We start from the raw sequence: 21166 nt of genomic DNA, 5'->3' as shown, positions 1-21166 counted from the left end.
TGTCACCCCGTCGCGGTTCACTGGCGCTCGAGTGCCTCCGCCAGGAACCGGCCGGTGTGGCTCCCCTCGACTGCGGCAACCTGCTCGGGAGTGCCGCTGGCAATGATCTGGCCGCCGCCGGATCCGCCCTCGGGACCCATATCCACGATCCAGTCCGCGCTCTTGATCACGTCCAGGTTGTGTTCGATGGTGATCACCGTGTTGCCCTTGTCCACCAAGCCCTGCAACACCTGCAGCAGCTTGCGGATGTCTTCAAAATGCAGGCCGGTGGTGGGTTCGTCCAGCACGTAGATGCTTCGCCCGTTCGAGCGCCGCTGCAGTTCGCTGGCGAGCTTGACGCGCTGCGCCTCGCCGCCGGACAGCGTGGTGGCGGGCTGGCCGAGCCGGACGTAGCCCAGTCCGACGTCGACCAACGTCCGCAAGTGCCGGGCAATCGGGGTGAAGGCGGCAAAGAAATCCGCCGCTTCCTCGATGGGCATGTCCAACACCTCGGCGATGGTCTTGCCCTTGTAGTGGACTTCCAGGGTCTCCCGGTTGTAGCGCGCGCCGTGGCAAACCTCGCACGGGACATAGACGTCCGGCAGGAAGTTCATTTCGATCTTCAGCGTGCCGTCGCCCGAGCACGCTTCGCAGCGGCCGCCCTTCACGTTGAAGGAGAACCTGCCGGGCAGGTAGCCGCGCAGCTTTGCCTCGTTGGTTTCGGCGAACAGTTTGCGGATGTTGTCGAAGACGCCCGTATAGGTAGCCGGGTTGGACCGTGGGGTGCGTCCGATCGGGCTCTGGTCCACGTGGATCACCTTGTCCAGTTGGTCCAGCCCTTCCACCCTGGTATGCCGGCCGGCCACGTGCTTTGCCCCGTTGAGCTTGTTGGCCAGCACCTTGTAGAGGATGTCGTTGACCAACGTCGACTTGCCGGAGCCGCTGACGCCGGTCACGGCGGTGAAGACGCCCAGCGGGAACTGCGCATCGATGCCGCGGAGATTGTTCTCGCGCGCACCGACCACCTTCAGCTGCCGCTTCTTGTCGATCTTCCGGCGCTTGGCCGGAAGCTCAATCCGGCGGCGGCCGGACAAGTAGTCGCCGGTAATGGAACGCGTGTTCTCCAGCAGTTCCTGCAGCGAGCCGGAATGGACCACTTCGCCGCCGTGTTCACCGGCACCCGGTCCGATGTCGACGATCCAGTCCGCCTCGGCGATGGTGTCCTCGTCGTGCTCCACCACAATCAGGGTGTTCCCCAGATCGCGCAAGCGGGTCAGGGTCTCGATCAGCCGCCGGTTGTCCCGCTGATGCAGCCCGATCGACGGCTCGTCCAAGACGTACAGCACACCGACCAAGCCTGAGCCGATTTGTGTTGCCAGCCGGATGCGCTGGGCCTCGCCGCCGGACAGCGTGCCGGCCGCCCGTTCCAGGTTCAGATACTCCAGGCCCACATCCAGCAGGAAGCGCAGCCGCGCCTGGATCTCGATGAGCACCTGGTGGCCGATCTGGGCTTCTCGGGCCGTCAGGTCGAGGCCGTCCAGGAAGGAGCTGGCCTCGCGCAGCGGCAGGGCGGAAACGTCCGCAATGGACTTGCCGTTGATCAGCACGGACAGCGAGGCCGGGTTCAGCCGTGCACCGTTGCACTCCGGGCACGGGACTTCCCGCATGTACTCCTTGTAGCGGTCCCGGGCCATTTCGGACTCGGTTTCCTCATGCTTGCGGTGGATGTATTGGAAGGCGCCTTCGAAGCCGGTGGAGTACTTGCGCTCCCGTCCAAAGCGGTTGCGATACTGCACCACCACTTTGAAGTCCTTGCCGAGCAACACCGCGTCGCGGACCTTCTTCGGCAGGTTCTTCCACGGCTCGTCCATGGAGAATCCCAGCTCGTGGGAGAGACCTTCAAGCAGACGGGTCCAGTACTCCTGAGTGGCCTTGCCGAGCGACCACGGGGCGATGGCGCCCTCGGCCAGGCTCAGGTCCGGATCCGGAACCACCAAATCCACGTCGACTTCGAGCTTGCTGCCGATGCCGGTGCAGGCGGGGCAGGCGCCGAACGGATTGTTGAACGAGAACGAGCGTGGTTCGATTTCATCGATGGCCAGCGGGTGCTCGTTCGGGCAGGCCAAGTGTTCGGAGAAGGCACGCGTCCGGTCCGGGTCATCCTCGTCGAGGTCCACGAAGTCAGCCAGGACCCTGCCCTCAGCCAACGCCAAGGCCGTTTCAACCGAGTCGGTCAGGCGCTGGTGGATACCTTCCTTGGCCACCAGCCGGTCCACCACCACCTCGATGGTGTGCTTGTACTGCTTGCCGAGCTTGGGCGGTTCGGACAGCTGCACCTGCTTGCCGTCCACCTTGGCGCGGGAAAATCCTTTGGCAGTCAGTTCCTTGAACAGGTCGACAAACTCGCCCTTGCGGCCACGCACCACCGGCGCCAAGACCTGGAAACGCGTCCCGTCGGGCAGCTCCTGCAGCTGATCGACGATCTGCTGCGGGGTCTGCTTCTCCACAGGCTCGCCACACTGCGGGCAGAACGGGCGCCCTACCCGGGCCCACAGCAGGCGCAAGTAGTCGTAGATCTCCGTGATGGTTCCCACGGTGGAGCGCGGGTTGCGGCTGGTGGATTTCTGGTCGATCGACACCGCGGGCGACAGTCCCTCGATGAAATCCACATCCGGCTTGTCCACCTGGCCCAGGAACATCCGCGCATACGAAGACAGTGACTCCACATACCGGCGCTGGCCCTCGGCGAAGATCGTGTCGAAGGCCAAGGAAGACTTCCCGGAGCCGGACAGGCCCGTGAAAACGATCATGGAGTCGCGGGGAAGATCGACGCTCACGTTCTGGAGGTTATGCTCGCGGGCGCCCTTGACGACCAAGCGTGACATATCCGCGGAGCGGGAAACGGGGGTGGCGGACTCCGAATCGGTCGCCGGGACGGACGTTTCGCTTGCTTTTAGCACGGTATCTACTCTAATCGAAAATTCGTTCGAACTTGTATTGCATCGGTCACGGTCGCCGCTACTGCGGACAACCAGTGTCCGCATTTCCCGCGGCGGGAACCGTCGCGCAGTACGACGGCGCAGCTCGGCACAGTTCTTCGGCCGGCTTCAGTGCCTCCGGGCTCGCGTGACTGGTCCGTCAGGCCGTGGGCGGCCGACTCGTCACGCGTTGCGTTACTTGATGCCGTGGCGTTCCATGGCGGCCTTGGCGGCGGCCAGGGCTTCCTTGGTGCTGATTCCCTGGCCGTGAACCGCCACTGCGAATGCTTCGGCGGCGTCGCCCAGTTGCTGCCGGGCTTTGCCGGCTCCGGCGCTGACGACTGTGCCGGCGCGGCCATGCGTCTCCACCCGGCCCGCGGTTTCCAGCTCCCGATAGGCGCGGGCCACGGTATTCGGCACCACACCCAGATGATCGGCCAACCGCCGGACCGGCGGCAGCTTGGTGCCCACCGGCAACTCCCCGGCATCTGCCGCTTCAATGATCCGCAGCCTCAACTGCTCGAACAGCGGCACGGCGCTGTCGCGGTTCATCCGCCAGTCAAAACCACTCGCTTCCATCGCCCGTGCCCGCTCCTCGTCGTGTCCGCAGCATGTCGACTGCTACAACCAGAATGACATCCGGAGCCGTCCGGGTCGACTGTCGGTAGGCTGGACCACATGTTGCTTCACGAAGATCCTGCAGTCACGATCCGCGCCATTTCGGTTTCCGACATGGACAATAACGTTTATCTGCTGACCGCCAAAAAATCCGGCGTCCAGGTACTGATTGATGCTGCCGACGACTTTCCGGCCATCCAGCAGCTCCTCCGCGATGGAGCCGCAGATGCGTCCGCGCCTGCCAAAGTCGCGTTGATCATCACCACGCACAGCCACTGGGACCACGTCCGCGCCTTGCCGGACGCGGTGGCCGCCACCGGAGCCAAGACGGCTGCGGGCACGGAGGATATTCCCGCGATCGAGGTTCCGACCGACGTTTCCCTGGACCATCAGGACATCGGCCGGTTTGATGGATTCTCGTTGGAATCCATCAAACTTCGGGGTCACACTCCTGGCTCGGTGGCGCTGGTCTACCGTGCTCCGGCAGGTCCCGCGCATGTTTTTACCGGGGACTCGCTGTTCCCCGGCGGAGTGGGCAACACGCAGAAGGATCCGGGGCGCTTCGCTTCCCTCTTCAACGATGTCCGGGACCGACTGTTCGGCTACCTGCCGGACGACACGTTGATCCATCCCGGTCACGGCAAGGGAACCACGCTGGGAGCGGAACGCCCCCAGTTGGACGAGTGGAAATCCCGCGGCTGGTAGGAAGCGTCAACAACCCCGACAGACGTGGACGTTGGGGGGAATCCCGCCTGCCGGGGCTCTCTCATTCTAGCGCCGTGGGCTATTTCTGTTCCTCGCCGCCAAGGAAAGACGGCACACTGCGCTCCGCCGCCGAATAGGTAACGGCATCGGGAACCTGCCCGTCGATGAAGCGGTCGACCAGCCGCGGGTCGACATACGAGGAACGGGCAACGGCGGGCGTGTTGCCAAGCCGCTCCGCTACGGCCTTGATGGCGGCCACGACCGCTTTGCGGCGGGCCGTGATGCCCGGCTTGCCGTCATAGCGCGCCAGTTCTACCGCAGCCGCGACGGTCCCCTGCCATGTTCGGAAATCCTTGGCACTGAAGCCCGGCCCACAGAGTGCGTGAATGAAATCGTTGAGCTCGGAAGCCGCCAGCCCGGACCAGGCGCCGTCGTCACTGCGATAACCGATGGCAGGGTCATCCGGTTCCTTCCCTCTTGCCACAGCCAGCCAGTCGGCGAGGTCAGGGTCCTTCAGTTCCACGTCCCACTTCAGCCCGCTCTTGCCCGGAAAGTCCAGCCGAATGGTGTCCCCTTGCACCTGCGCATGGCGCACCTCCAGGGTGGTGACACCGTAGGAGCCGTTGTCTTCGGCATAGACCTCGGAGCCGATCCGCAATGACGCACTGTCAAGCAACCGGAACGCCGCGGCACAGGCCACTTCCCGGGTGGCCTCCCCCGACCGGAGAAGCACCGTCACCTTGCGCCGCGCGGCGGTCAGGGTTCGGCCGAAATCCAGCGCCCGGTCGAACTTCTCCCGGTCCCTGAGTTCCCGCCAACGGGGATGGTAGATGTACTGCCGCCGACCGGCGTCGTCCGTACCCGCTGCCTGGATGTGGCCGTTCTCCGCCGGCGCGATCCACACGTCGGACCATGCCGGCGGGACCGCGAGCGCCTTGACCCTGCGAAGTTCGTCGCCGGACAGCTTCGAACCGTCGGGATGACGGTAGGAGAATCCTGTGCCATGCCGACGCCGGGATATGCCGGGAGCACGGAGGTTGCTTCGTCGCAGCCTCAGACGGGCACCTCCATCTTGAAGCCGCAGCGGCAGCGGAGAACTTCAACGTTCACCCGCACGGTCGGCAGCGGGCCGGTCCCCGGCGAACCGGTGTCCACAGGATCCAGGATCGTTTGATCGACCCGCTCCACCGGCTGCATCGGTTCGCCGCAGTGCATGTAGCCGTCGGCACCGAAATCGATTCCCACAGTCTCGGTTTCCGACGCGGGAACCTTGCGGGTCTGATGCCCGTAATAACCGTCGCAGTGACTGCACCAGTAGCTCACGTCCCACCGCGGCAGCGCGGGGGCACCCGGCTCGGGAGGAAGCAGCGTGACAGCGTCGAACACCAGGTATTCGTCGCTGTTACAGGCGGAGCACCACGGGTCGGGCAATGCGACTTCGGATTCCCCGAATTTGTGCTCGCCGGATTGGGCACGTGAACTGTCGTTGGCGATCATAATCGTCTGCCCTTTCGAATTAACAGCAGTATTGGTAAGGCTACTGTCTATAACTATACCGAAGGGCGGGCAGCGCGGCGTGGGCTGGATCGAACGCTTCAAGGGACTGGGCGACGACGACCATTGGCCCGGACAGGTTCAACCGCGAAAAGCCTCTGCGATGGGCGGGCAACAAAGTACACGGGCCCGTGTTCTGCCGTGCGCACTTCGCTTTCCCCAGGAGGCAAGGAGGTGCCGGCCGACCCGGGTCTAGTAATCCCCCGCATAAAGAGAGTCCGGCGGTTCACTTCCGGCTTGCCCATAGAGCCCGCGGATTCGACGCTTGCTGGCCTTCAGCGCATCCCTGCTGTCCCGCCGGTCCAGCTCGACACGGAGCTCCTCCAGTCGGAACTCGGTCTCTGGGTCCGCGGCCCCGAATTGGATGCTCTCCCGCTCGAGTTGCCGCATGGCCCTGCCGTACAGCGCCAAGAGCTCAGAGTCGGCGAGGAGGGCCAGTTCCAGCGGAAAAGCGTCCGCAGGTGGCAGGTGACGATGCCGCATCAGGTTCCCCCCGAACCCATATGCAGCGCTCCGGCCCGACCGGCATTCAAGACGTCCATGCGCAGCCTCCAGATAACCCAGGAGCCGATTCGGCCCCTACTGCTGTGAGCTTACAAGCGCTGCACTCCCTCGGCAACGAATCACAAAAACATCACCGGAGCGCCCTTCTTGCGCCGTCTGCATCTTGACAGGCTGAAGCCCGGAGTGCACGGCACCCCGGGCGCCAGACGCCGGACTAAGGCCGGGCGTCACTCGTCGTAACGTTCTTCCCTGATGGTTCCGAACTGGACATCCTCGGACGCCACGGCTTGGACTTCGTCAGGAAGGAACCGGACCAGCACGCCGCGCTTCCCATCCGCGACCGATTGTTTAATCACCGGCAGAATGGCGTCCGCCTGGCTCCCCTCCAGCCCGGCCAGGTATCTCGTATACCCCTCCGGCAACTGCTCCGCCATGATGCCCCCCATCGTCAGTAGGAGATGAATTCGACAAGTTCACCCACGCGATCCTCGGGATAGTTCCGAGCGACGCCAGTCTGGCTGTCCGTTCAGATGGTTCGAGCCGGTCGGTGCGCACTGCCCTGCCAGCAGCGACAAACAAAGGTTTATAAGGCTACTTAGAGTTACCACAGTCGGTAGCGGATTTGAAGAGCCTCGGCCCGTTCCCGGCAGGCCTGTGGGAATTCTGCGGTGGGCTGACCGTGCGGCAGCTCCGCCTTGCCGGTTCGCAGGCTCCTGCCCCACCACCATGACGCCGGAAGCCTCCGTGAACCAGCGGTCCACGGAGGCTCCCGAGTGGTCAGATGCGCCTAGTGCCTGCCGCCACCTTCGGTGTCATCGGTGGCCCGGTGGGCATCCTCGTTCAGATGGGCCTTGGCGTCGGCCAGCTTGTCCTTGGCTTCGCCCTCGACCTGCTGGGCCTTGCCCTTCATCTCGCGAGACCTGTCGTCGGTCGCGTCGCCGACGGCCTCGTTAACCTTGCCCGTCACCTTGTCTTTCGCAGCATCGAACTTGTCGCCAATACCCATGACAGCACCTCTTTCGGTTCAGGATTTCCAACAGGTGCAGCCAGACTACATCGCGAAACGCCAAGTAGAAAGCTTGCTGACCTTTTCTGCGTTTCGCTGCGGAATACTTCGGCCACCCGGCTAGAGTCCGAATAATTCGAAGCTGATGCGGGGCCGGCCGCCGGTCACCAGCGCGAGCTGTTCCGCTGCTTGCTCTTCCACGGGCCGGTCACTGAGCGCTTCCAAGTAGCGGCGGTGCGCTGACAGCGAGCGCAGCGCAGAGTCCAGCGCCCGCGGACCGACGTCGACATAGTGCGTGGGTTGCGTGGAGGCGACGGCCGTCCACGAAACGCTGTGCGGCCGGTGCCCTTGCTCTGCCAACTCCGGAAAGATCCATCCATTGGCAGCGTCGGCCACGGCGTTGAGGACCGACCGTCCCATGACCTGATGATCCTGTGAATTCCACGCTCCCCGGCCCCAGGTGTCCCGGTGGTTCAGTGTCACCACGACCTGCGGTCGAAAGCTCCGGATCTCCCGGGCAAGATCGCGGCGCAGTTGGAGCGTTTCCTCCAGTCGGCCGTCCGGATAGTCCAGAAACGACACCTCTTCGACCCCCACAGCCCGGCAGGCAGCCCGCTGCTCCTGTTCGCGCAGCGGTCCGGCCTCCCGGGGAGGCAGTCCGGCGATACCTGCCTCTCCCCTGGTGGCCAAGACGTAGGCCACCTCCTTGCCGCGTCCGGTCCACTCGGCGACAGCCGCCGCAATTCCGTACTCGGGATCATCGGGATGCGCCATCAGGACCAGCGCCCGACCCCAGTCGTCGGGAAGTTGCTCCAGGTGATCCGGCGACATGGCGGCTTCCTTTCAGATGATTGCGATCCGACCGTCGCACCTTCCGCTGCGGCCGGACGGGCTGTACGACCCCCTGCGCCACAGCGTACGGTGGCGTTACGATCAGCATACTGACCATATTCCGCCAGGCCCTGCCGCTCCCCTCCAGCGCAGCCATTGCTGCCGGGCGCCGCCGGAACCGACCGCAAGAAGGAGCCACATATGACGTCGGATCAGTACACCTTCCAGAACCCTGTTGACCGTTACCCCAGCATTTCGCCGCCAAAGCAAAGCCAGCCGGAACCCGGCCTGGACAAGGAACTTGAACCGAAAACCGACCGGGGCGAAGAGTCCTACCGCGGGACCGGCAGGCTGACCGGCCGCAAGGCGCTCATCACCGGAGCAGATTCCGGCATCGGAGCTGCGGTTGCCATCGGCTTCGCCCGGGAAGGTGCCGACGTGGCCCTCTCCTACCTGCCGGCGGAAGAATCGGATGCCCAGCACATCGCCTCCGTGATCGAGAAAGACGGCAGGAAAGCGGTATTGCTGCCGGGCGACATCTCGGACGCCGCCGCATCCCGTGACCTGGTAGCCAAGGCGGTCGAGCAGCTGGGCGGTCTGGACATCCTGGTCAACAACGCCGGACGGCAGATCGCCGTCGAACAGATCGAAGACATCAGCGACGAGCAGTTCGAGGACACCTTCCGCACGAACATCTTCGCCATTTTCTGGATTACCAAGGCCGCGGTGCCGCACATGCAGCCCGGGTCAACGATCATCAACACCACGTCGGTGCAGGCCTACAATCCGTCTCCCTTCCTGCTGGACTACGCCTCCACCAAGGCTGCCATCAACAACTTCACCAAGGGCCTGGCCCAGCAGTTGGCCAGCCGCGGTATCCGGGTCAATGCTGTGGCCCCTGGACCCTTCTGGACTCCACTGCAGGTCAGCGAAGGCCAGCCCAAGGACAAGCTGCCCGAGTTCGGCAAAAACGTACCGCTGGGCCGTGCCGGACAACCCACCGAGCTGGCCCCGGCCTACGTCTACCTCGCCTCACCCGAATCCAGCTATGTGTCAGGCGAGACCCTCAACGTCAACGGCGGAACCCCAACGCCGTAGCCGGTGCGACAAGAGCCAGGCTCCCTTCAGCCTGAGCGATGCGCCCCTGGGCGGATGCAAGCAGGACCATACGGGACGGAAAGTGCCGGACCTCAGGCAGGAAATTGCTGGCGCGCGCCGAGAACAGCGTGCCGGAGGAAACCAGCGAGCAGTAGGGCTCAGTTGAGCTTGCGTCCCACAGCAAAGATTCTGCGGAAGCCGAAGACGGTGCCATGTTTGGATTCCGGGTACGCATCGCGCAGCAGCGTGGCGTACTGGGATTCGAACTTGGCCGCTTCGGCGGCCGACAGGGCCGCAAGTACCGGGCGGAGGCCTGTCCCCCGAACCCATTCCAGCACGGGGTCCTGTCCGTGCAGCAGCTGCTGGTAGGTGGTTTCCCAGACGTCGGCGTCACAGCCTTCGCCCAACAGCAGCTCCAGGTACTCCTGCGGTTCGGACACGGCGTCCTCATGCCGAAGCACGCCGCCCAACCGCCGGTGCCAATGCGGCGACCCGGCCAGCTCCCTCATCAGCGCATGCGATGGCGCGGCAAAGTTACCCGGCACTTGGACGGCCAGCCACGCGCCGGGCTTCATGGCGCGCAGCCACGAGCGCATCAGGTCCTGGTGACCTGGAACCCACTGGAGTGCAGCGTTGGAGACCAACACCTCCAGATCCGCCGGCGGCGTCCAGTCACGGATATCCCCGGCAACAAACTCCAGGTTGGCCGGGTTGTTCCGCTGCTTGGCTTGGCGGATCATCTCCGCTGAGGAATCCACGCCGGTAACCGTGGCCCCCGGCCAACGCTCCGCGAGCGCCGCCGTCAGGCCACCCGGGCCGCAGCCAAGATCCACCACCACGGCCGGGTCAGCGGCCGCAATGCGGCCGGTGAGGTCAAAGAACGGACGATTCCGGTAGTCGGCATACTCTTCGTACTTGTGCGGGTCCCAGTGCATGGGACGTACGTTACGCCACGGATGAAGCCAGCCGGTTCCCGCGCCGTCCCGCTGCGGCACCGCCTAAGCTGGAGAGAACATGAACCTTCTCCAACTCCTGCCGGACACCGGCACCGCCCCAGATCCCGACGACGTTTACACCTGGTTCACCGAGTGGGTCGATTCCCGCGGCATGTCGCTCTACCCTGCCCAAGACGAAGCCGTGATGGAGCTGGTGACCGGAAACAACGTCATCCTGGCCACCCCCACCGGGTCCGGAAAGTCGATGGTGGCAATCGCCGCCCACTTCCACGCCATGGCCACCGGGACTGTCAGCTACTACACGGCCCCGATCAAGGCGCTGGTGTCGGAAAAGTTCTTCGCCCTGTGCGACATCTTCGGCCCCGAGAACGTCGGCATGGTCACCGGCGACTCCGCGGTGAACCAGGATGCTCCGATTATCTGCTGCACCGCCGAAATTTTGGCCAACATCGCGCTGCGTGAGGGTTCCGCGGCGGATCTTGGCACGGTGATCATGGACGAGTTCCACTACTACTCCGATCCGCAGCGCGGCTGGGCGTGGCAGGTGCCGCTGCTTGAACTTCCGCAGGCGCAGTTCCTGCTGATGTCCGCCACCCTGGGCGACGTGACCCGGTTCGAGAAGGAACTCACCGAACTCACCGATCGGACGACGGTCACCGTGAGTTCCGCGGAGCGGCCGATTCCGCTGCACTACTACTACGTGCAGACCAGCGTGCAGGAATCGCTGGAAGAACTGCTGTCCACCAAACAGGTACCGGTCTATGTAGTGCACTTCAGCCAACTGGAGGCCATCGAACGCGCCCAAAACCTGATGAGCGTCAACGTCTGCACCCGCGAGGAAAAGGACCGCATCGCCGAACTGATCTCCGGCTTCCGCTTCGCAGCGGGCTTCGGCAAGACGCTTAACCGGCTGGTCCGGCACGGCATCGGCGTCCACCACGCCGGCATGCTGCCCAAATACCGAAGGCTGGTCGAGCAATTGGCCCAGGCCGGGTTGCTGAAGGTCATCTGCGGGACGGACACGTTGGGGGTGGGCATCAACGTGCCCATCCGTACCGTGCTGCTCACCGCGCTGAGCAAGTACGACGGCGTGCGCACCCGGCTGCTCAACGCCCGCGAATTCCACCAGATCGCCGGACGCGCAGGGCGGGCCGGGTACGACACGGCAGGCACCGTCGTCGTACAGGCCCCGGAACACGTGGTGGAGAACACCAAGGCGATGGCGAAGGCCGTAGCGAAATTTGGTGACGACCAGAAGAAGCTTCGTCAGGTGGTGAAAAAGAAGCCGCCAACCGGCTTTGTGAGCTGGGGTGAGCCGACCTTCCAGAAATTGGTGGAGAGCGACCCTGAACCACTGACATCCAGCTTCACGATCAGCCACGCGATGCTGCTGAACGTTCTGGAGCGCCCCGGCGACCCGTTCACCGCGGCCAAGCGCCTGCTGACGCGCAACCACGAGACACGCGCTTCGCAGCTGAAGCTGATCCGGAAGGCACTGGGTATTTACCGGGAATTGGTGGTGTCCGGCCTGGTGGAACGGCTGGATGCCCCGGACGAGAACGGCCATCGTGTCCGGCTGAAGGTGGACCTGCAGCCCAACTTCGCCTTGAACCAGCCGTTGTCCCCGTTCGCCGTGGCCAGCCTGGAACTGCTGGACGCCGAGGGCGGCAGCTACGCGCTGGACGTGGTGTCGGTCATCGAGGCCACCCTCGAGAAACCCCGCCAGATCCTCTCCGCCCAAGAGAAGAAAGCCCGCGGCGAGGCCGTGGCCGCCATGAAGGCCGACGGCATTGAATACGACCAGCGGATGGCGCTGCTGGACGAAGTCACCTATCCGCGGCCGCTTGCCGAGTTGCTGGAGGCCGCCTTCGAGACCTACCGTCGCGGCGCCCCATGGCTGGGTGATTTCGAACTGGCGCCGAAATCGGTCATTAGGGACATGTATGAACGAGCCATGAACTTTGCCGAGTTCGTGCAGTTCTACGGCCTGGCCCGCAGCGAAGGCATCGTGCTCCGCTACCTGACCGACGGGTACAAGGCACTGCGCCAAACGGTGCCGGCCGACGCGCTGCGCGAGGACCTGGCAGACATCATTGCGTGGCTGGGCGAGCTGGTTCGCCAGGTGGACTCCAGCCTGCTGGACGAATGGGAAGAACTCGCGGCCGGCAAGGGCGCAGCCGACCTAGCCGCCGAACACGCCGCGGAATCGGTACTCACCAAGGAGCCGCCGAAGCTGACCGACAACATCCGGGCCTTCCGGGTAATGGTGCGGAACGAGCTGTTCCGACGGGTGGAACTGTTTGCCGACGAACAGGAAGAAGAGCTGGGCGCCCTGGACGCCGAGGCAGGCTGGGACGCAGACCGCTGGGCCGAGGCAATGGACGCCTATTTCGAGGAATACGACGACATCGGAACCGGGCCCGATGCCCGGGGACCCGCGGCGCTGATCATCGAGGAGCAGCCCGCGGTCTGGAAGCTGCGACAGATCTTCGACGATCCGGCCGGCAACCGCGACTGGGGCATCAGCGCCGAGGTTGACCTGGCTGCCAGCAACGAATCCGGTGCCGCGGCGGTCCGGATTATCGACGTCGGTCCCGTCGGCGGGGCCTGAGCCTGACGGCTGACCGGCTGCGCCCGCGCTGGGGATCGGTGACTTGGTGACGCACACGGCGCCACTCAGCGACGCCCCGGGCGCTGTACGAGAAGTTCCAGAAGAAGGACGACGGCTGCATCAAGGTGGTGCTCAAGCCCTAGCGGCCGCGACAGCAGACGCCTAGGCTTCGTCCGGGTCGAACTGTAGCTCGCTGGTATAGGCGAAGGAGCCGCTGGCGCCGGCCGCCATTGGCTGCCCTGTCGTATGCATCCGTGGAAGTTCTCGGCCGTGTGCCTCGCCGCCGTCGCTGCCGAGCAGGCTGCGCGTGAGCGCTTCGGCGTCGGCCATCAGTTCGCCGACTGCTGCCAGCAAGTCGGCGTCGCCGGGATCATTGCCTCTGGCGGAGGCTCCCACCACCGTCCGGCGCACCAGCTCGCGGGCGAACGATGCGGTGGTGCCGGCGGTCCGTTCCGCGGCCTGCGCGATGGCTTCGGTTCCAAAGCCAAGGCTGCGCGCGTAAAGCCGGATCAGGGCCTCGCGTTGCTCGGCGTCCGGCCGCGGGATCTCCACCGCCAGATCCACCCGGCCGGGCCGCTGCGCGAGCGCATGCTCGAGCGCTTCCACTCGGTTGGTGGTCAGCACGAAAGCAACGTCGGCGTCCTCGTCCAGCCCGTCCATCGCGTCCAGGACTTCGAACAGCAGCGGCTGTGGGCCATGGCCAAAGCTGCGGTCTTCGGCAATCAGGTCGCAGTCTTCCAGCACAACGATGGAAGGCTGCAGCGCGCGGGCCATCCTGGCCGCCTCGGAGATAAAGGCGAGTGAGCCGCCGGAGAGCAGGATCGCCGTCGTACCCTCGCTGCGGGAGAGCAGGTGGCGGACGGTATGTGTCTTCCCGGTGCCCGGCGGACCGTACAGCAAAACGCCCCGCTTGAGGTGTTGGCCTAGTCTGCGCAGGTTTCCGCGCGCTTCGGCCACCTCCACCACATGTCGGGCTATCCGCGCCAGGACACCGGGTGCAAGGATCACGTCACCGGCTGCCACGTGCGGGCGCTCATGGAAGGTCACACCGGCACCGCTGGCACCGAACTCCTCCATGGTGAAAGAAACCACCTGTCCTTTCAGCACGCTGTGGGTGCGCATTCGCTCGCGGAAATCGGTCAAGAATTCTGACAACGCGGCAGGCTCGGCACACAACACTTCCAGCCGTGCCGCAGCTTGCCCGAAGCGCGGATTGGCCGCCCGCATGAGCACTGCCAGCGGATGCCCGTGACGGCGAAACAGGCGCATGCCGAGGGCCAATGCCTGCCGCTGCTGGGCAGGCCCGACGGCCAAGTTGGTGTAGTCCGGCTGTCCGACCGGGAAGCCGCCAACGTGCGACGCGTGCTGCAGGATGTCACTCAGCGACATATGGTGGCGTTGATCGCCGCCGCCGATGCCCAGCAGGACGCTCTCCGGATCCTCGGCGGCGAATGCCGCCAGGGCGATGTCAGCATCGGCCAACCGGTGCGCCGAGATCTCCTCCATGACGGTCGGCAGATCACGGACGTCGGTTTTCAGATGGGCATCGAGCCGGTCCAGCAGGTTCTCCCCGCGGAAGGTGGGCTGCTGCGCCTGCTGGGCCAGTGCCACCAGCGCAGCGAAGTCGTCAACGAATTTCCCCAACGTCGCATCCATGGACCGACCCTACCAACGCGGACTGCTTCGGACGATAGGCTCTCATCATGTCTATGATCCGCCCTGCCAAAGAAGCCGATGTCCCCGTCATCCTCGAATTGATCCGCGATCTCGCGGTGTATGAGAAAGAACCCGACGCGGTCAAGACCACGCCGGACCAGCTGCGGGAAGCATTGTTCTCGGCTCAGCCATCGGTGTTCGCGCACATCGCCGAAGACGACGGCGGCGTGCAGGGATTCGCCCTCTGGTTCCGGAATTTCTCCACCTGGGAAGGCGTCCACGGCATCTACCTGGAGGACCTCTACGTGCGGCCCGAGGCCCGCGGCCGTGGCTACGGCAAGGCCCTGCTGCAAACGCTGGCCAGCCATGCGGTGGCCTCCGGCTATGCCCGGGTGGAGTGGGCCGTGTTGAACTGGAACAGTCCGTCCATCGATTTCTACCGCAGCCTGGGCGCCCGTCCGCAGGAGGAATGGTCGACGTTCCGGTTGACCGGCGACGCACTGTCCGCTTTCGGGACGGTGGATCGGGTCTCCCTGTGATCGGGCAGCCGCACCGGGTGGCCGGAGCCTACCGCCAGCGCGGGATGCGAACAGCGGAGCATTTCTTCACCGTTCCACTCGACCATGCCGACCCCGGCGGCGAATCCCTGGAGATCTTTGCCCGGGAATACTCCTCTACTGAGCACGACGACGACGCCGCGGCCCGCCTGCCCTGGCTGCTGTTCCTGCAGGGCGGCCCCGGCGGACGCGGCAACCGGGTGACCTCGCTGGGCGGCTGGATGAAAGAAGCGGCCAAGTCCTTCCGGATCCTGATGCTGGACCAGCGGGGCACCGGCTTGTCCGCCCCGGTGAACCGGCAGACCCTGCCGCTGCGCGGTGGCGCCGCGGAACAGGCGGACTACCTGACGCATTTCCGTGCGGATTCCATTGTGCGCGACGCCGAACTGATCCGGCGGCAACTCGAGAGCGGCCCCTGGAGCATCTTCGGCCAAAGCTACGGCGGCTTCTGCTCGCTGACCTACCTCTCGCTCGCACCGGAAGGGCTGCAAGAAGTCCTGATCACCGGAGGCCTGGCTCCGCTGGCCGGCGACGCCGACCGGGTCTACCGGGCCACCTTCCCCCGAGTGGAGGCCCGCAACCGGGAGTATTTCGACCGCTACCCGCAGGACCGTGCGCGGGTCACCGCCGTCGCACGGCACCTGGACACGGTGCCCGAATACCTGCCCTCCGGTGAGCGCCTGACGACCGGCCGCTTCCAGATGGCCGGGTCGTTCCTCGGCGGCAACACCCGGATCGACGCCCTGCACTACCTGCTGGAGGAGGCGTTCGTCCAGACTCCGGCCGGCCAGCGGCTCTCCGACTCCTTCCTGGAACAGCTGGCCGCTCTGGTCAGCCGGGCCACCAACCCGCTGTACGCGCTGATGCACGAGTCGATCTACGCCCAGCACGCAGCCACCGACTGGGCGGCCTGGCGGGTCCTCCGCGAGTTCCCGCAGTTTTCTCCCGAGGCCGCCGAACCGCTGCTGACCGGCGAGATGATCTATCCGTGGTACTTCGAGCAGGACCCTGCCCTGGCACCGCTCCGCGAGGTCGCCGAGCTGCTGGCCGCCAAGTCCGACTGGCCCGCGCTCTACGACCGCGACCGCCTGGCCCGGAACACCGTCCCGGTGGCAGCCAATGTGTACCGCGACGACATTTACGTGGAGCGCGGACTTTCGCTGGAGACGGCAGGCCAGGTCAACCGGCTGCAGGTCTGGGAAACCGACCAGTTCCATCATGACGGCATTGCCGACGACGGCGAAGCCATCTTCGGCCGGCTGCTCGGCATGGTTCGGAACTAGCGGGCGGCTCCTGTGCGGGCGCCCCGCCGCCAGACGCTGGCGGCGGCGCCTAGCAGGACCACGGCAACGATGGCCGCCGTGGCGTTGAGGCCGGCGAATCCCATGACGGCCAGCACCGGACCGGAGAATGCCGCCCCCATTGCCCCGGCCGCCCCCATGAGGGTGTCCGACAAGCCTTGGGCGGGAACGCGTTCCGCTTCCGGGACCGACTCGGCCAACAGGGTGGATCCAGCGATCACCGAGGCGGACCAGCCCAGGCCCAGCAGCATCAGTCCGGCCCCCACCAGCCAGGTATCCTGCTGCCCAGCGCCGGCCAGGGCTGTAGCGGCCAGCAGCATCAGCTGCCCCACCACGATGGTGCCGACTCGGCCGAGCCGGTCGGTCAGCCAGCCCATCAGCGGCGAGAGCGCATACATGCCGGCCATGTGCAGTGAAATGGTGAAGCCGATGATGGCGAAGGTGTCGGTCTGGCTGTGCTGATGTCCGCCTGCATGGTCCAGTTCTTGCAGGTGGACCGGGGTCATGGACATGACTGCCACCATGACCAGATGGGCGCCGATCACCGCGGCCAGCGCGAGCATGGCCATCGGATGCTGGCGCACCGCGGCCACACCGGTGCGCAGCGTTCCGCGGCGTTGGACCGGGCGGAGGTCGGCTGGGCCAGTGCCGAGCGAGCGCGCGTAGCGCAGCGGATCGGGCCGCAGCCCCACCAGCAGCAGGGCGGCGCCGATGGCCATCCCGGCCATCGAGAACAGGAAGGGCCCGGACGATTCCGGCAGCCCGAGCGCAGCACCCAGTTCGGCACCCGGCCGGATCAGGTTCGGTCCTGCGACGGCCCCCACGGTGATGGACCAGACGACGAAAGCCAGGTCCCGGCCGCGATGCTGGGGCACGGCCAGATCCACCGCGGCGAAGCGCGCCTGCAGGTTGGCCGCGTTACCTACACCCAGCAAGGCGGAGCCGGCCAGCAGCACGGCAAAGGACCCGGTGACGGGTGCAAGCGCCATCAGTGCGGATCCCAGCAGGGCCAGCAGCAGGCCGGTGACCAACGCCCGCCGGCGTCCGGACCGGGCGGCGGTCCCCGCCAACGGCAGGGCGGCCAGCGCGGCGGCCAACGAAATCGCCATGGTGGACGTTCCGGCCAGCGCCTCGCTGCCGGTGAGCTCTACCGCCAGCAGTGAGCCGATGGCGAGTCCCGCGCCATGGCCCAGGCCGCTGAAGAGCTGCGCCATGGACAGGGAAATGACAACGCGGCGCTGAACGGCCCTCGTGCGAGGGTCTGCGTTCAGCGCCGCGTTGCTCAGTTCTTTCACACGCCGAGCCTAGTCGACGGACGACCGGTGGTGCCGGTGTTACTCAGAGTCGGACTTGGCCCGTTCAGCGTCCTTGGCCAGCCGCGCGTCGATGGCGGCCTGGCGACCGGCCGGGCTGAGCAGGCTGGCCACCGTGGCGACCACCAGGGTGCCGATAATCACGGCCAAGGACAACCCGGTGCTGATCTCCGGGATCCACTCGATGTGCTGGCCGCCGTTGATGAACGGCAGCTCGTTCTCATGCAGGGCGTGGAAAATCAGCTTCACACCGATGAAGGCCAGGATCACGGACAGCCCGTGCTTCAGGTAGACCAGCCGGTCCATCAGGCCGCCCAACAGGAAGTAGAGCTGGCGCAGACCCATCAGCGCGAAGATGTTCGCGGTGAACACGATGAAGGCGCTCTGGGTCAGGCCGAAGATCGCCGGGATGGAGTCCACCGCGAACAGAAGGTCGGTCATGCCGATGGTGATGAAGACCATGACCATCGGGGTGAACAAGCGCTTGCCGTCCACCGTGGTGCGCAGCTTGTTGCCGTCGTAGTGTTCGCTGACCGGCAGCTTCTTGGTCAGCCGGGCCACCAGCCCGGATTCGGACCCTTCTTCCTCGTCTTCTCCGGAGTCGGTGGCCTGCTTCCAGGCGGTCCAGAGCAGGAAGGCTCCGAAGATGTAGAAGACCCAGCTGAAGTGGGCAATCACGGTGGCGCCCAGCAGGATGAAGATACCGCGCAGGACCAGCGCAATGATGATGCCGAACATCAGCACTTCCTGCTGGTACTTCCGGGGCACGGAGAACCTGGCCATGATGATGATGAAGACAAACAGGTTGTCCACGCTGAGGCTGTACTCGGTGATCCAGCCCGCCACGAACTCCTGGCCGTAGTCCGGGCCTGCCTGCCAGAACAGCAGGCCGGCGAAGATCAGGGCCAAGGTGACGTAGAAGCCTACCCAGAGCCCGGCTTCCTTCATGGACGGCTCGTGCGGCCGCTTGACCACGTAGAGCAGGTCAAACAGCAGGATGATGCCCAGGACCACAAACGAGATGATCTCAAAGGGCAGCGTTAATTGGTCCGACACGGAACCTTGCCTTTCACAGAAGATGCCGCGCGCGTGCGGTGCGCGGGTGCGAGTGTTCGCCGCAAGTCTCTCCGCCTGCCCTGACCGGCCAGGCCACTGCGCCCGGCGGAGCTTCGATGCCCCGCGTGCTGACGTTCACAGTGTTCGGGATACTCCCCTACGCTCGGACAAGTGTAGCGCAAGGCAGGGATCACGACGGCGGTGCGCACCGCCGTCGTGATCCCCTCCACACAGCCTGCAACGGCAGGCAACGCACGTGTCAGGCGTGGCCGGCGGCGCGCATCTGCCGCAGGTCCTTCTTCAGGTCGGAAACCTCGTCGCGCAGCCGGGCGGCCAGCTCGAACTGCAGTTCCGCCGCTGCGGCGTGCATCTGCTCGGTCATCTGCGCGATCAGCTCGCCCAGGTCCTCGGCCGGGGCAGCAGCCAGCCCGTCGCGGCGGACCTTGTCCTTGGACACTGCCGCGGAAAATCCGCGCTTGCCCTTGCCGTAGTCAAAGTCCTTCAGCAGCTGCTGGGTGTCGGCGTCTTCGCGGGCCAACTGGTCCGTGATGTCCGCAATCCGCTTGCGCAGCGGCTGCGGGTCCACGCCGTGCTGCTTGTTGTGGGCAATCTGGATCTCACGGCGCCGGTTGGTTTCCTCGATGGCATTGGCCATCGAGTCGGTGATCTTGTCCGCGTACATGTGCACCTGGCCGGAGACGTTGCGGGCGGCACGGCCGATGGTCTGGATCAGCGACGTGCTGCTGCGCAGGAAGCCCTCTTTGTCCGCGTCCAGGATCGCGACCAGCGAGACTTCGGGCAGGTCCAGGCCTTCGCGGAGCAGGTTGATGCCCACCAGCACGTCGAAGGCGCCCATCCGCAGTTCCCGGAGAAGCTCCACGCGGCGCAGCGTGTCCACGTCGGAGTGCAGGTACTGGACCTTGACCCCGTGCTCGTTCAGGTAGTCGGTCAGGTCCTCGGCCATCCGCTTGGTCAGCGTGGTGACCAGAACGCGTTCGTTCCGCTCCACCCGCGCGTTGATCTCGCCCAGCAGGTCGTCGATCTGGCCCTTGGTGGGCTTGACGATGACCTCCGGGTCCACCAGGCCGGTGGGCCGGATGATCTGCTGCACATATCCGTCGGACTTGGACAGCTCGTACTTGCCCGGCGTGGCGGAAAGGTAGACGGTCTGCCCGATCCGCTCCAGGAACTCGTCCCACTTCAGCGGCCGGTTGTCCATCGCGGACGGCAGCCGGAAACCGTGGTCCACCAGGGTCCGTTTGCGGGACATGTCGCCCTCATACATCGCGCCGATCTGCGGCACGGTCACATGCGATTCGTCAATCACCAGCAGGAAGTCGTCCGGGAAGTAGTCCAGCAGGCAATGCGGCGCCGTGCCCGGACCGCGGCCATCGATGTGCCGCGAGTAGTTTTCAATGCCGTTGCAGAACCCCATCTGCTGCATCATTTCCAGATCGTAGGTGGTGCGCATCCGGAGCCGCTGCGCTTCCACCAGTTTGTTCTGCGACTCGAGCACCTGCAGCCGGTCGCGCAGTTCGTCCTCTATTTCCTTGACCGCGCGACTCATCCGGTCCTCGCCGGCCACGTAGTGCGAGGCCGGGAAGACATACATCTCCGTCTCCTCGCGGATGATCTCGCCGGTGACCGGGTGCAGTGTCTGGATCTGTTCGATCTCGTCGCCGAAGAACTCGATCCGGACCGCCAGCTCCTCGTACATCGGAATGATCTCCACCGTGTCGCCGCGCACCCGGAAGGTGCCGCGGTGGAAGTCGATGTCATTGCGGGCATATTGCATGGCGACGAACCGGCGGAGCATGTCGTCGCGGTTCATTTCGGCGCCCTTGCGCAGCGTGACCATTCCGGCGATGTACTCTTCCGGCGTGCCCAGGCCGTAGATGCAGGACACGGTGGCCACCACGATGACGTCGCGCCGGGTCAGCAGCGCGTTGGTGGCCGAGTGGCGCAGCCGTTCGACTTCCTCATTGATGGAGGAGTCTTTCTCAATGAAGGTGTCCGTCTGCGGGACGTAGGCTTCCGGCTGGTAGTAGTCGTAGTACGAAACGAAGTATTCCACGGCGTTGTTCGGCAGCAGTTCGCGGAACTCGTTGGCGAGCTGGGCCGCCAAGGTTTTGTTCTGCACCAGCACCAGGGTGGGCCGCTGCACCTGTTCCACCAGCCAGGCGGTGGTGGCGGACTTGCCGGTACCGGTGGCGCCGAGCAGCACCACGTCTTTCTCTCCGGCCTGGATCCGTTCCGTCAGTTCGGCGATGGCTGTCGGCTGGTCGCCCGCGGGCTGGAACTCGCTGACGACTTCGAAGGGCGCTACAATGCGTTTGATGTCCTGCGCAAGACTCATGCCGTTAACCGTAGACCCGATTCCGGTCAGTGTGGGTCCTGAATCGCTCTGGGCAAAAATCGGCGCCTCGGCTACCCCTGCCGCGTC

Annotated in this window: 18 protein-coding genes and 1 pseudogene; 6 read left to right on the top strand and 13 right to left on the bottom strand. The window is 65.3% G+C overall.

Annotation, left to right across the window (positions count from 1 at the left end):
• Positions 1-17: 17 nt before the first annotated feature.
• Both uvrA and E4J89_RS06265 read right to left on the bottom strand, forming a co-directional pair.
• Positions 18-2864, bottom strand: coding sequence for an excinuclease ABC subunit UvrA (gene uvrA / locus E4J89_RS06270; RefSeq protein ID WP_240691750.1), 2847 nt, complete (start codon positions 2862-2864; stop codon positions 18-20).
• 288 nt (positions 2865-3152) lie between these two features.
• A complete protein-coding gene (locus tag E4J89_RS06265) occupies positions 3153-3536 on the bottom strand; it encodes a GntR family transcriptional regulator (protein ID WP_136785258.1) in 384 nt (127 codons plus the stop codon).
• Positions 3537-3635: 99 nt separating this feature from the next.
• Here E4J89_RS06265 and E4J89_RS06260 point away from each other — a divergent pair, with 99 nt between their 5' ends.
• Entirely contained in the window at positions 3636-4280 is a 645-nt protein-coding gene (locus E4J89_RS06260) for an MBL fold metallo-hydrolase (protein WP_205754419.1), read from the top strand.
• Positions 4281-4359: 79 nt separating this feature from the next.
• Here E4J89_RS06260 and E4J89_RS06255 read toward each other — a convergent pair whose 3' ends face one another.
• From E4J89_RS06255 to E4J89_RS06230, 6 genes are all read right to left on the bottom strand, one after another.
• Positions 4360-5301, bottom strand: a complete 942-nt coding sequence (locus E4J89_RS06255) for a DNA topoisomerase IB (RefSeq protein WP_346763374.1) — start codon at positions 5299-5301, stop codon at positions 4360-4362.
• A 32-nt stretch (positions 5302-5333) separates the two neighbouring features.
• Positions 5334-5777, bottom strand: a complete 444-nt coding sequence (locus E4J89_RS06250) for a hypothetical protein (RefSeq protein WP_136785255.1) — start codon at positions 5775-5777, stop codon at positions 5334-5336.
• Positions 5778-6026: 249 nt separating this feature from the next.
• On the bottom strand, positions 6027-6317 hold the full coding sequence (locus E4J89_RS06245) for a hypothetical protein (RefSeq protein ID WP_136785254.1): 291 nt from the start codon (positions 6315-6317) through the stop codon (positions 6027-6029).
• 248 nt (positions 6318-6565) lie between these two features.
• The gene (locus E4J89_RS06240) at positions 6566-6772 is read right to left on the bottom strand and encodes a hypothetical protein (protein ID WP_136785253.1); all 207 of its coding nucleotides are present in this window, start codon (positions 6770-6772) and stop codon (positions 6566-6568) included.
• 353 nt (positions 6773-7125) lie between these two features.
• A complete protein-coding gene (locus tag E4J89_RS06235) occupies positions 7126-7344 on the bottom strand; it encodes a CsbD family protein (RefSeq protein WP_136785252.1) in 219 nt (72 codons plus the stop codon).
• A 120-nt stretch (positions 7345-7464) separates the two neighbouring features.
• Positions 7465-8175, bottom strand: coding sequence for a PIG-L deacetylase family protein (locus tag E4J89_RS06230; protein ID WP_205754418.1), 711 nt, complete (start codon positions 8173-8175; stop codon positions 7465-7467).
• A 201-nt stretch (positions 8176-8376) separates the two neighbouring features.
• Here E4J89_RS06230 and E4J89_RS06225 point away from each other — a divergent pair, with 201 nt between their 5' ends.
• Entirely contained in the window at positions 8377-9273 is an 897-nt protein-coding gene (locus E4J89_RS06225; RefSeq protein WP_136785251.1) for a glucose 1-dehydrogenase, read from the top strand.
• Positions 9274-9431: 158 nt separating this feature from the next.
• On the opposite strand, the gene E4J89_RS06220 is transcribed toward E4J89_RS06225, so the two are convergent.
• Entirely contained in the window at positions 9432-10208 is a 777-nt protein-coding gene (locus tag E4J89_RS06220; protein WP_136785250.1) for a trans-aconitate 2-methyltransferase, read from the bottom strand.
• A gap of 79 nt (positions 10209-10287) precedes the next feature.
• Between E4J89_RS06220 and E4J89_RS06215 the strand changes: the two genes are divergently transcribed.
• A complete protein-coding gene (locus E4J89_RS06215) occupies positions 10288-12840 on the top strand; it encodes a DEAD/DEAH box helicase (RefSeq protein WP_136785249.1) in 2553 nt (850 codons plus the stop codon).
• A gap of 28 nt (positions 12841-12868) precedes the next feature.
• A pseudogene (locus E4J89_RS19690) lies at positions 12869-12983 on the top strand (glutathione-dependent formaldehyde dehydrogenase); the annotation flags it as partial.
• 19 nt (positions 12984-13002) lie between these two features.
• Here the strand turns inward: E4J89_RS19690 and E4J89_RS06205 are convergent.
• On the bottom strand, positions 13003-14496 hold the full coding sequence (locus E4J89_RS06205) for an ATP-binding protein (protein WP_136785248.1): 1494 nt from the start codon (positions 14494-14496) through the stop codon (positions 13003-13005).
• Positions 14497-14543: 47 nt separating this feature from the next.
• On the opposite strand from E4J89_RS06205, the gene E4J89_RS06200 reads away from it, so the two are divergent.
• Together E4J89_RS06200 and E4J89_RS06195 are read left to right on the top strand one after the other, a co-directional pair.
• A complete protein-coding gene (locus tag E4J89_RS06200; protein ID WP_136785247.1) occupies positions 14544-15035 on the top strand; it encodes a GNAT family N-acetyltransferase in 492 nt (163 codons plus the stop codon).
• A 44-nt stretch (positions 15036-15079) separates the two neighbouring features.
• Entirely contained in the window at positions 15080-16336 is a 1257-nt protein-coding gene (locus tag E4J89_RS06195; RefSeq protein ID WP_240691749.1) for an alpha/beta fold hydrolase, read from the top strand.
• Here the strand turns inward: E4J89_RS06195 and E4J89_RS06190 are convergent.
• The 3 genes from E4J89_RS06190 to uvrB form a co-directional block, all read right to left on the bottom strand.
• Positions 16333-17649: an MFS transporter gene (locus E4J89_RS06190; protein WP_240691741.1), complete on the bottom strand. Its 1317-nt coding sequence runs from the start codon at positions 17647-17649 to the stop codon at positions 16333-16335. The genes E4J89_RS06195 and E4J89_RS06190 overlap by 4 nt on opposite strands.
• Positions 17650-17688: 39 nt before the next feature.
• Positions 17689-18723: a TerC family protein gene (locus tag E4J89_RS06185; RefSeq protein ID WP_169303929.1), complete on the bottom strand. Its 1035-nt coding sequence runs from the start codon at positions 18721-18723 to the stop codon at positions 17689-17691.
• A gap of 259 nt (positions 18724-18982) precedes the next feature.
• Positions 18983-21079 carry an excinuclease ABC subunit UvrB gene (uvrB, locus tag E4J89_RS06180; protein WP_136785245.1) on the bottom strand — a complete coding sequence of 699 codons (2097 nt, stop codon included), beginning with the start codon at positions 21077-21079 and terminating at the stop codon, positions 18983-18985.
• Positions 21080-21166 lie beyond the last annotated feature (87 nt).

The organism is Arthrobacter sp. CAU 1506, from assembly GCF_005047635.1.
Taxonomy (GTDB): domain Bacteria; phylum Actinomycetota; class Actinomycetes; order Actinomycetales; family Micrococcaceae; genus Crystallibacter.
The sequence above is the reverse complement of the archived record's forward strand: the minus strand, read 5'-3'. Positions and strand labels throughout refer to the sequence as shown.

Excerpts from the sequence above, each read along its gene's own strand:
- E4J89_RS06215 (WP_136785249.1), top strand. The coding sequence starts at position 10,288 with ATGAACCTTCTCCAACTCCTGCCGGACACCGGCACCGCCCCAGATCCC.
- E4J89_RS06220 (WP_136785250.1), bottom strand. The coding sequence starts at position 10,208 with ATGCACTGGGACCCGCACAAGTACGAAGAGTATGCCGACTACCGGAAT.
- E4J89_RS06260 (WP_205754419.1), top strand. The coding sequence starts at position 3,636 with ATGTTGCTTCACGAAGATCCTGCAGTCACGATCCGCGCCATTTCGGTT.
- E4J89_RS06230 (WP_205754418.1), bottom strand. The coding sequence starts at position 8,175 with ATGTCGCCGGATCACCTGGAGCAACTTCCCGACGACTGGGGTCGGGCG.
- E4J89_RS06225 (WP_136785251.1), top strand. The coding sequence starts at position 8,377 with ATGACGTCGGATCAGTACACCTTCCAGAACCCTGTTGACCGTTACCCC.
- E4J89_RS06265 (WP_136785258.1), bottom strand. The coding sequence starts at position 3,536 with ATGGAAGCGAGTGGTTTTGACTGGCGGATGAACCGCGACAGCGCCGTG.
- uvrB (WP_136785245.1), bottom strand. The coding sequence starts at position 21,079 with ATGAGTCTTGCGCAGGACATCAAACGCATTGTAGCGCCCTTCGAAGTC.
- E4J89_RS06200 (WP_136785247.1), top strand. The coding sequence starts at position 14,544 with ATGTCTATGATCCGCCCTGCCAAAGAAGCCGATGTCCCCGTCATCCTC.
- E4J89_RS06245 (WP_136785254.1), bottom strand. The coding sequence starts at position 6,317 with ATGCGGCATCGTCACCTGCCACCTGCGGACGCTTTTCCGCTGGAACTG.
- uvrA (WP_240691750.1), bottom strand. The coding sequence starts at position 2,864 with ATGTCACGCTTGGTCGTCAAGGGCGCCCGCGAGCATAACCTCCAGAAC.
- E4J89_RS06250 (WP_136785255.1), bottom strand. The coding sequence starts at position 5,777 with ATGATCGCCAACGACAGTTCACGTGCCCAATCCGGCGAGCACAAATTC.
- E4J89_RS06235 (WP_136785252.1), bottom strand. The coding sequence starts at position 7,344 with ATGGGTATTGGCGACAAGTTCGATGCTGCGAAAGACAAGGTGACGGGC.
- E4J89_RS06205 (WP_136785248.1), bottom strand. The coding sequence starts at position 14,496 with ATGGATGCGACGTTGGGGAAATTCGTTGACGACTTCGCTGCGCTGGTG.
- E4J89_RS06195 (WP_240691749.1), top strand. The coding sequence starts at position 15,080 with ATGCGAACAGCGGAGCATTTCTTCACCGTTCCACTCGACCATGCCGAC.
- E4J89_RS06240 (WP_136785253.1), bottom strand. The coding sequence starts at position 6,772 with ATGGCGGAGCAGTTGCCGGAGGGGTATACGAGATACCTGGCCGGGCTG.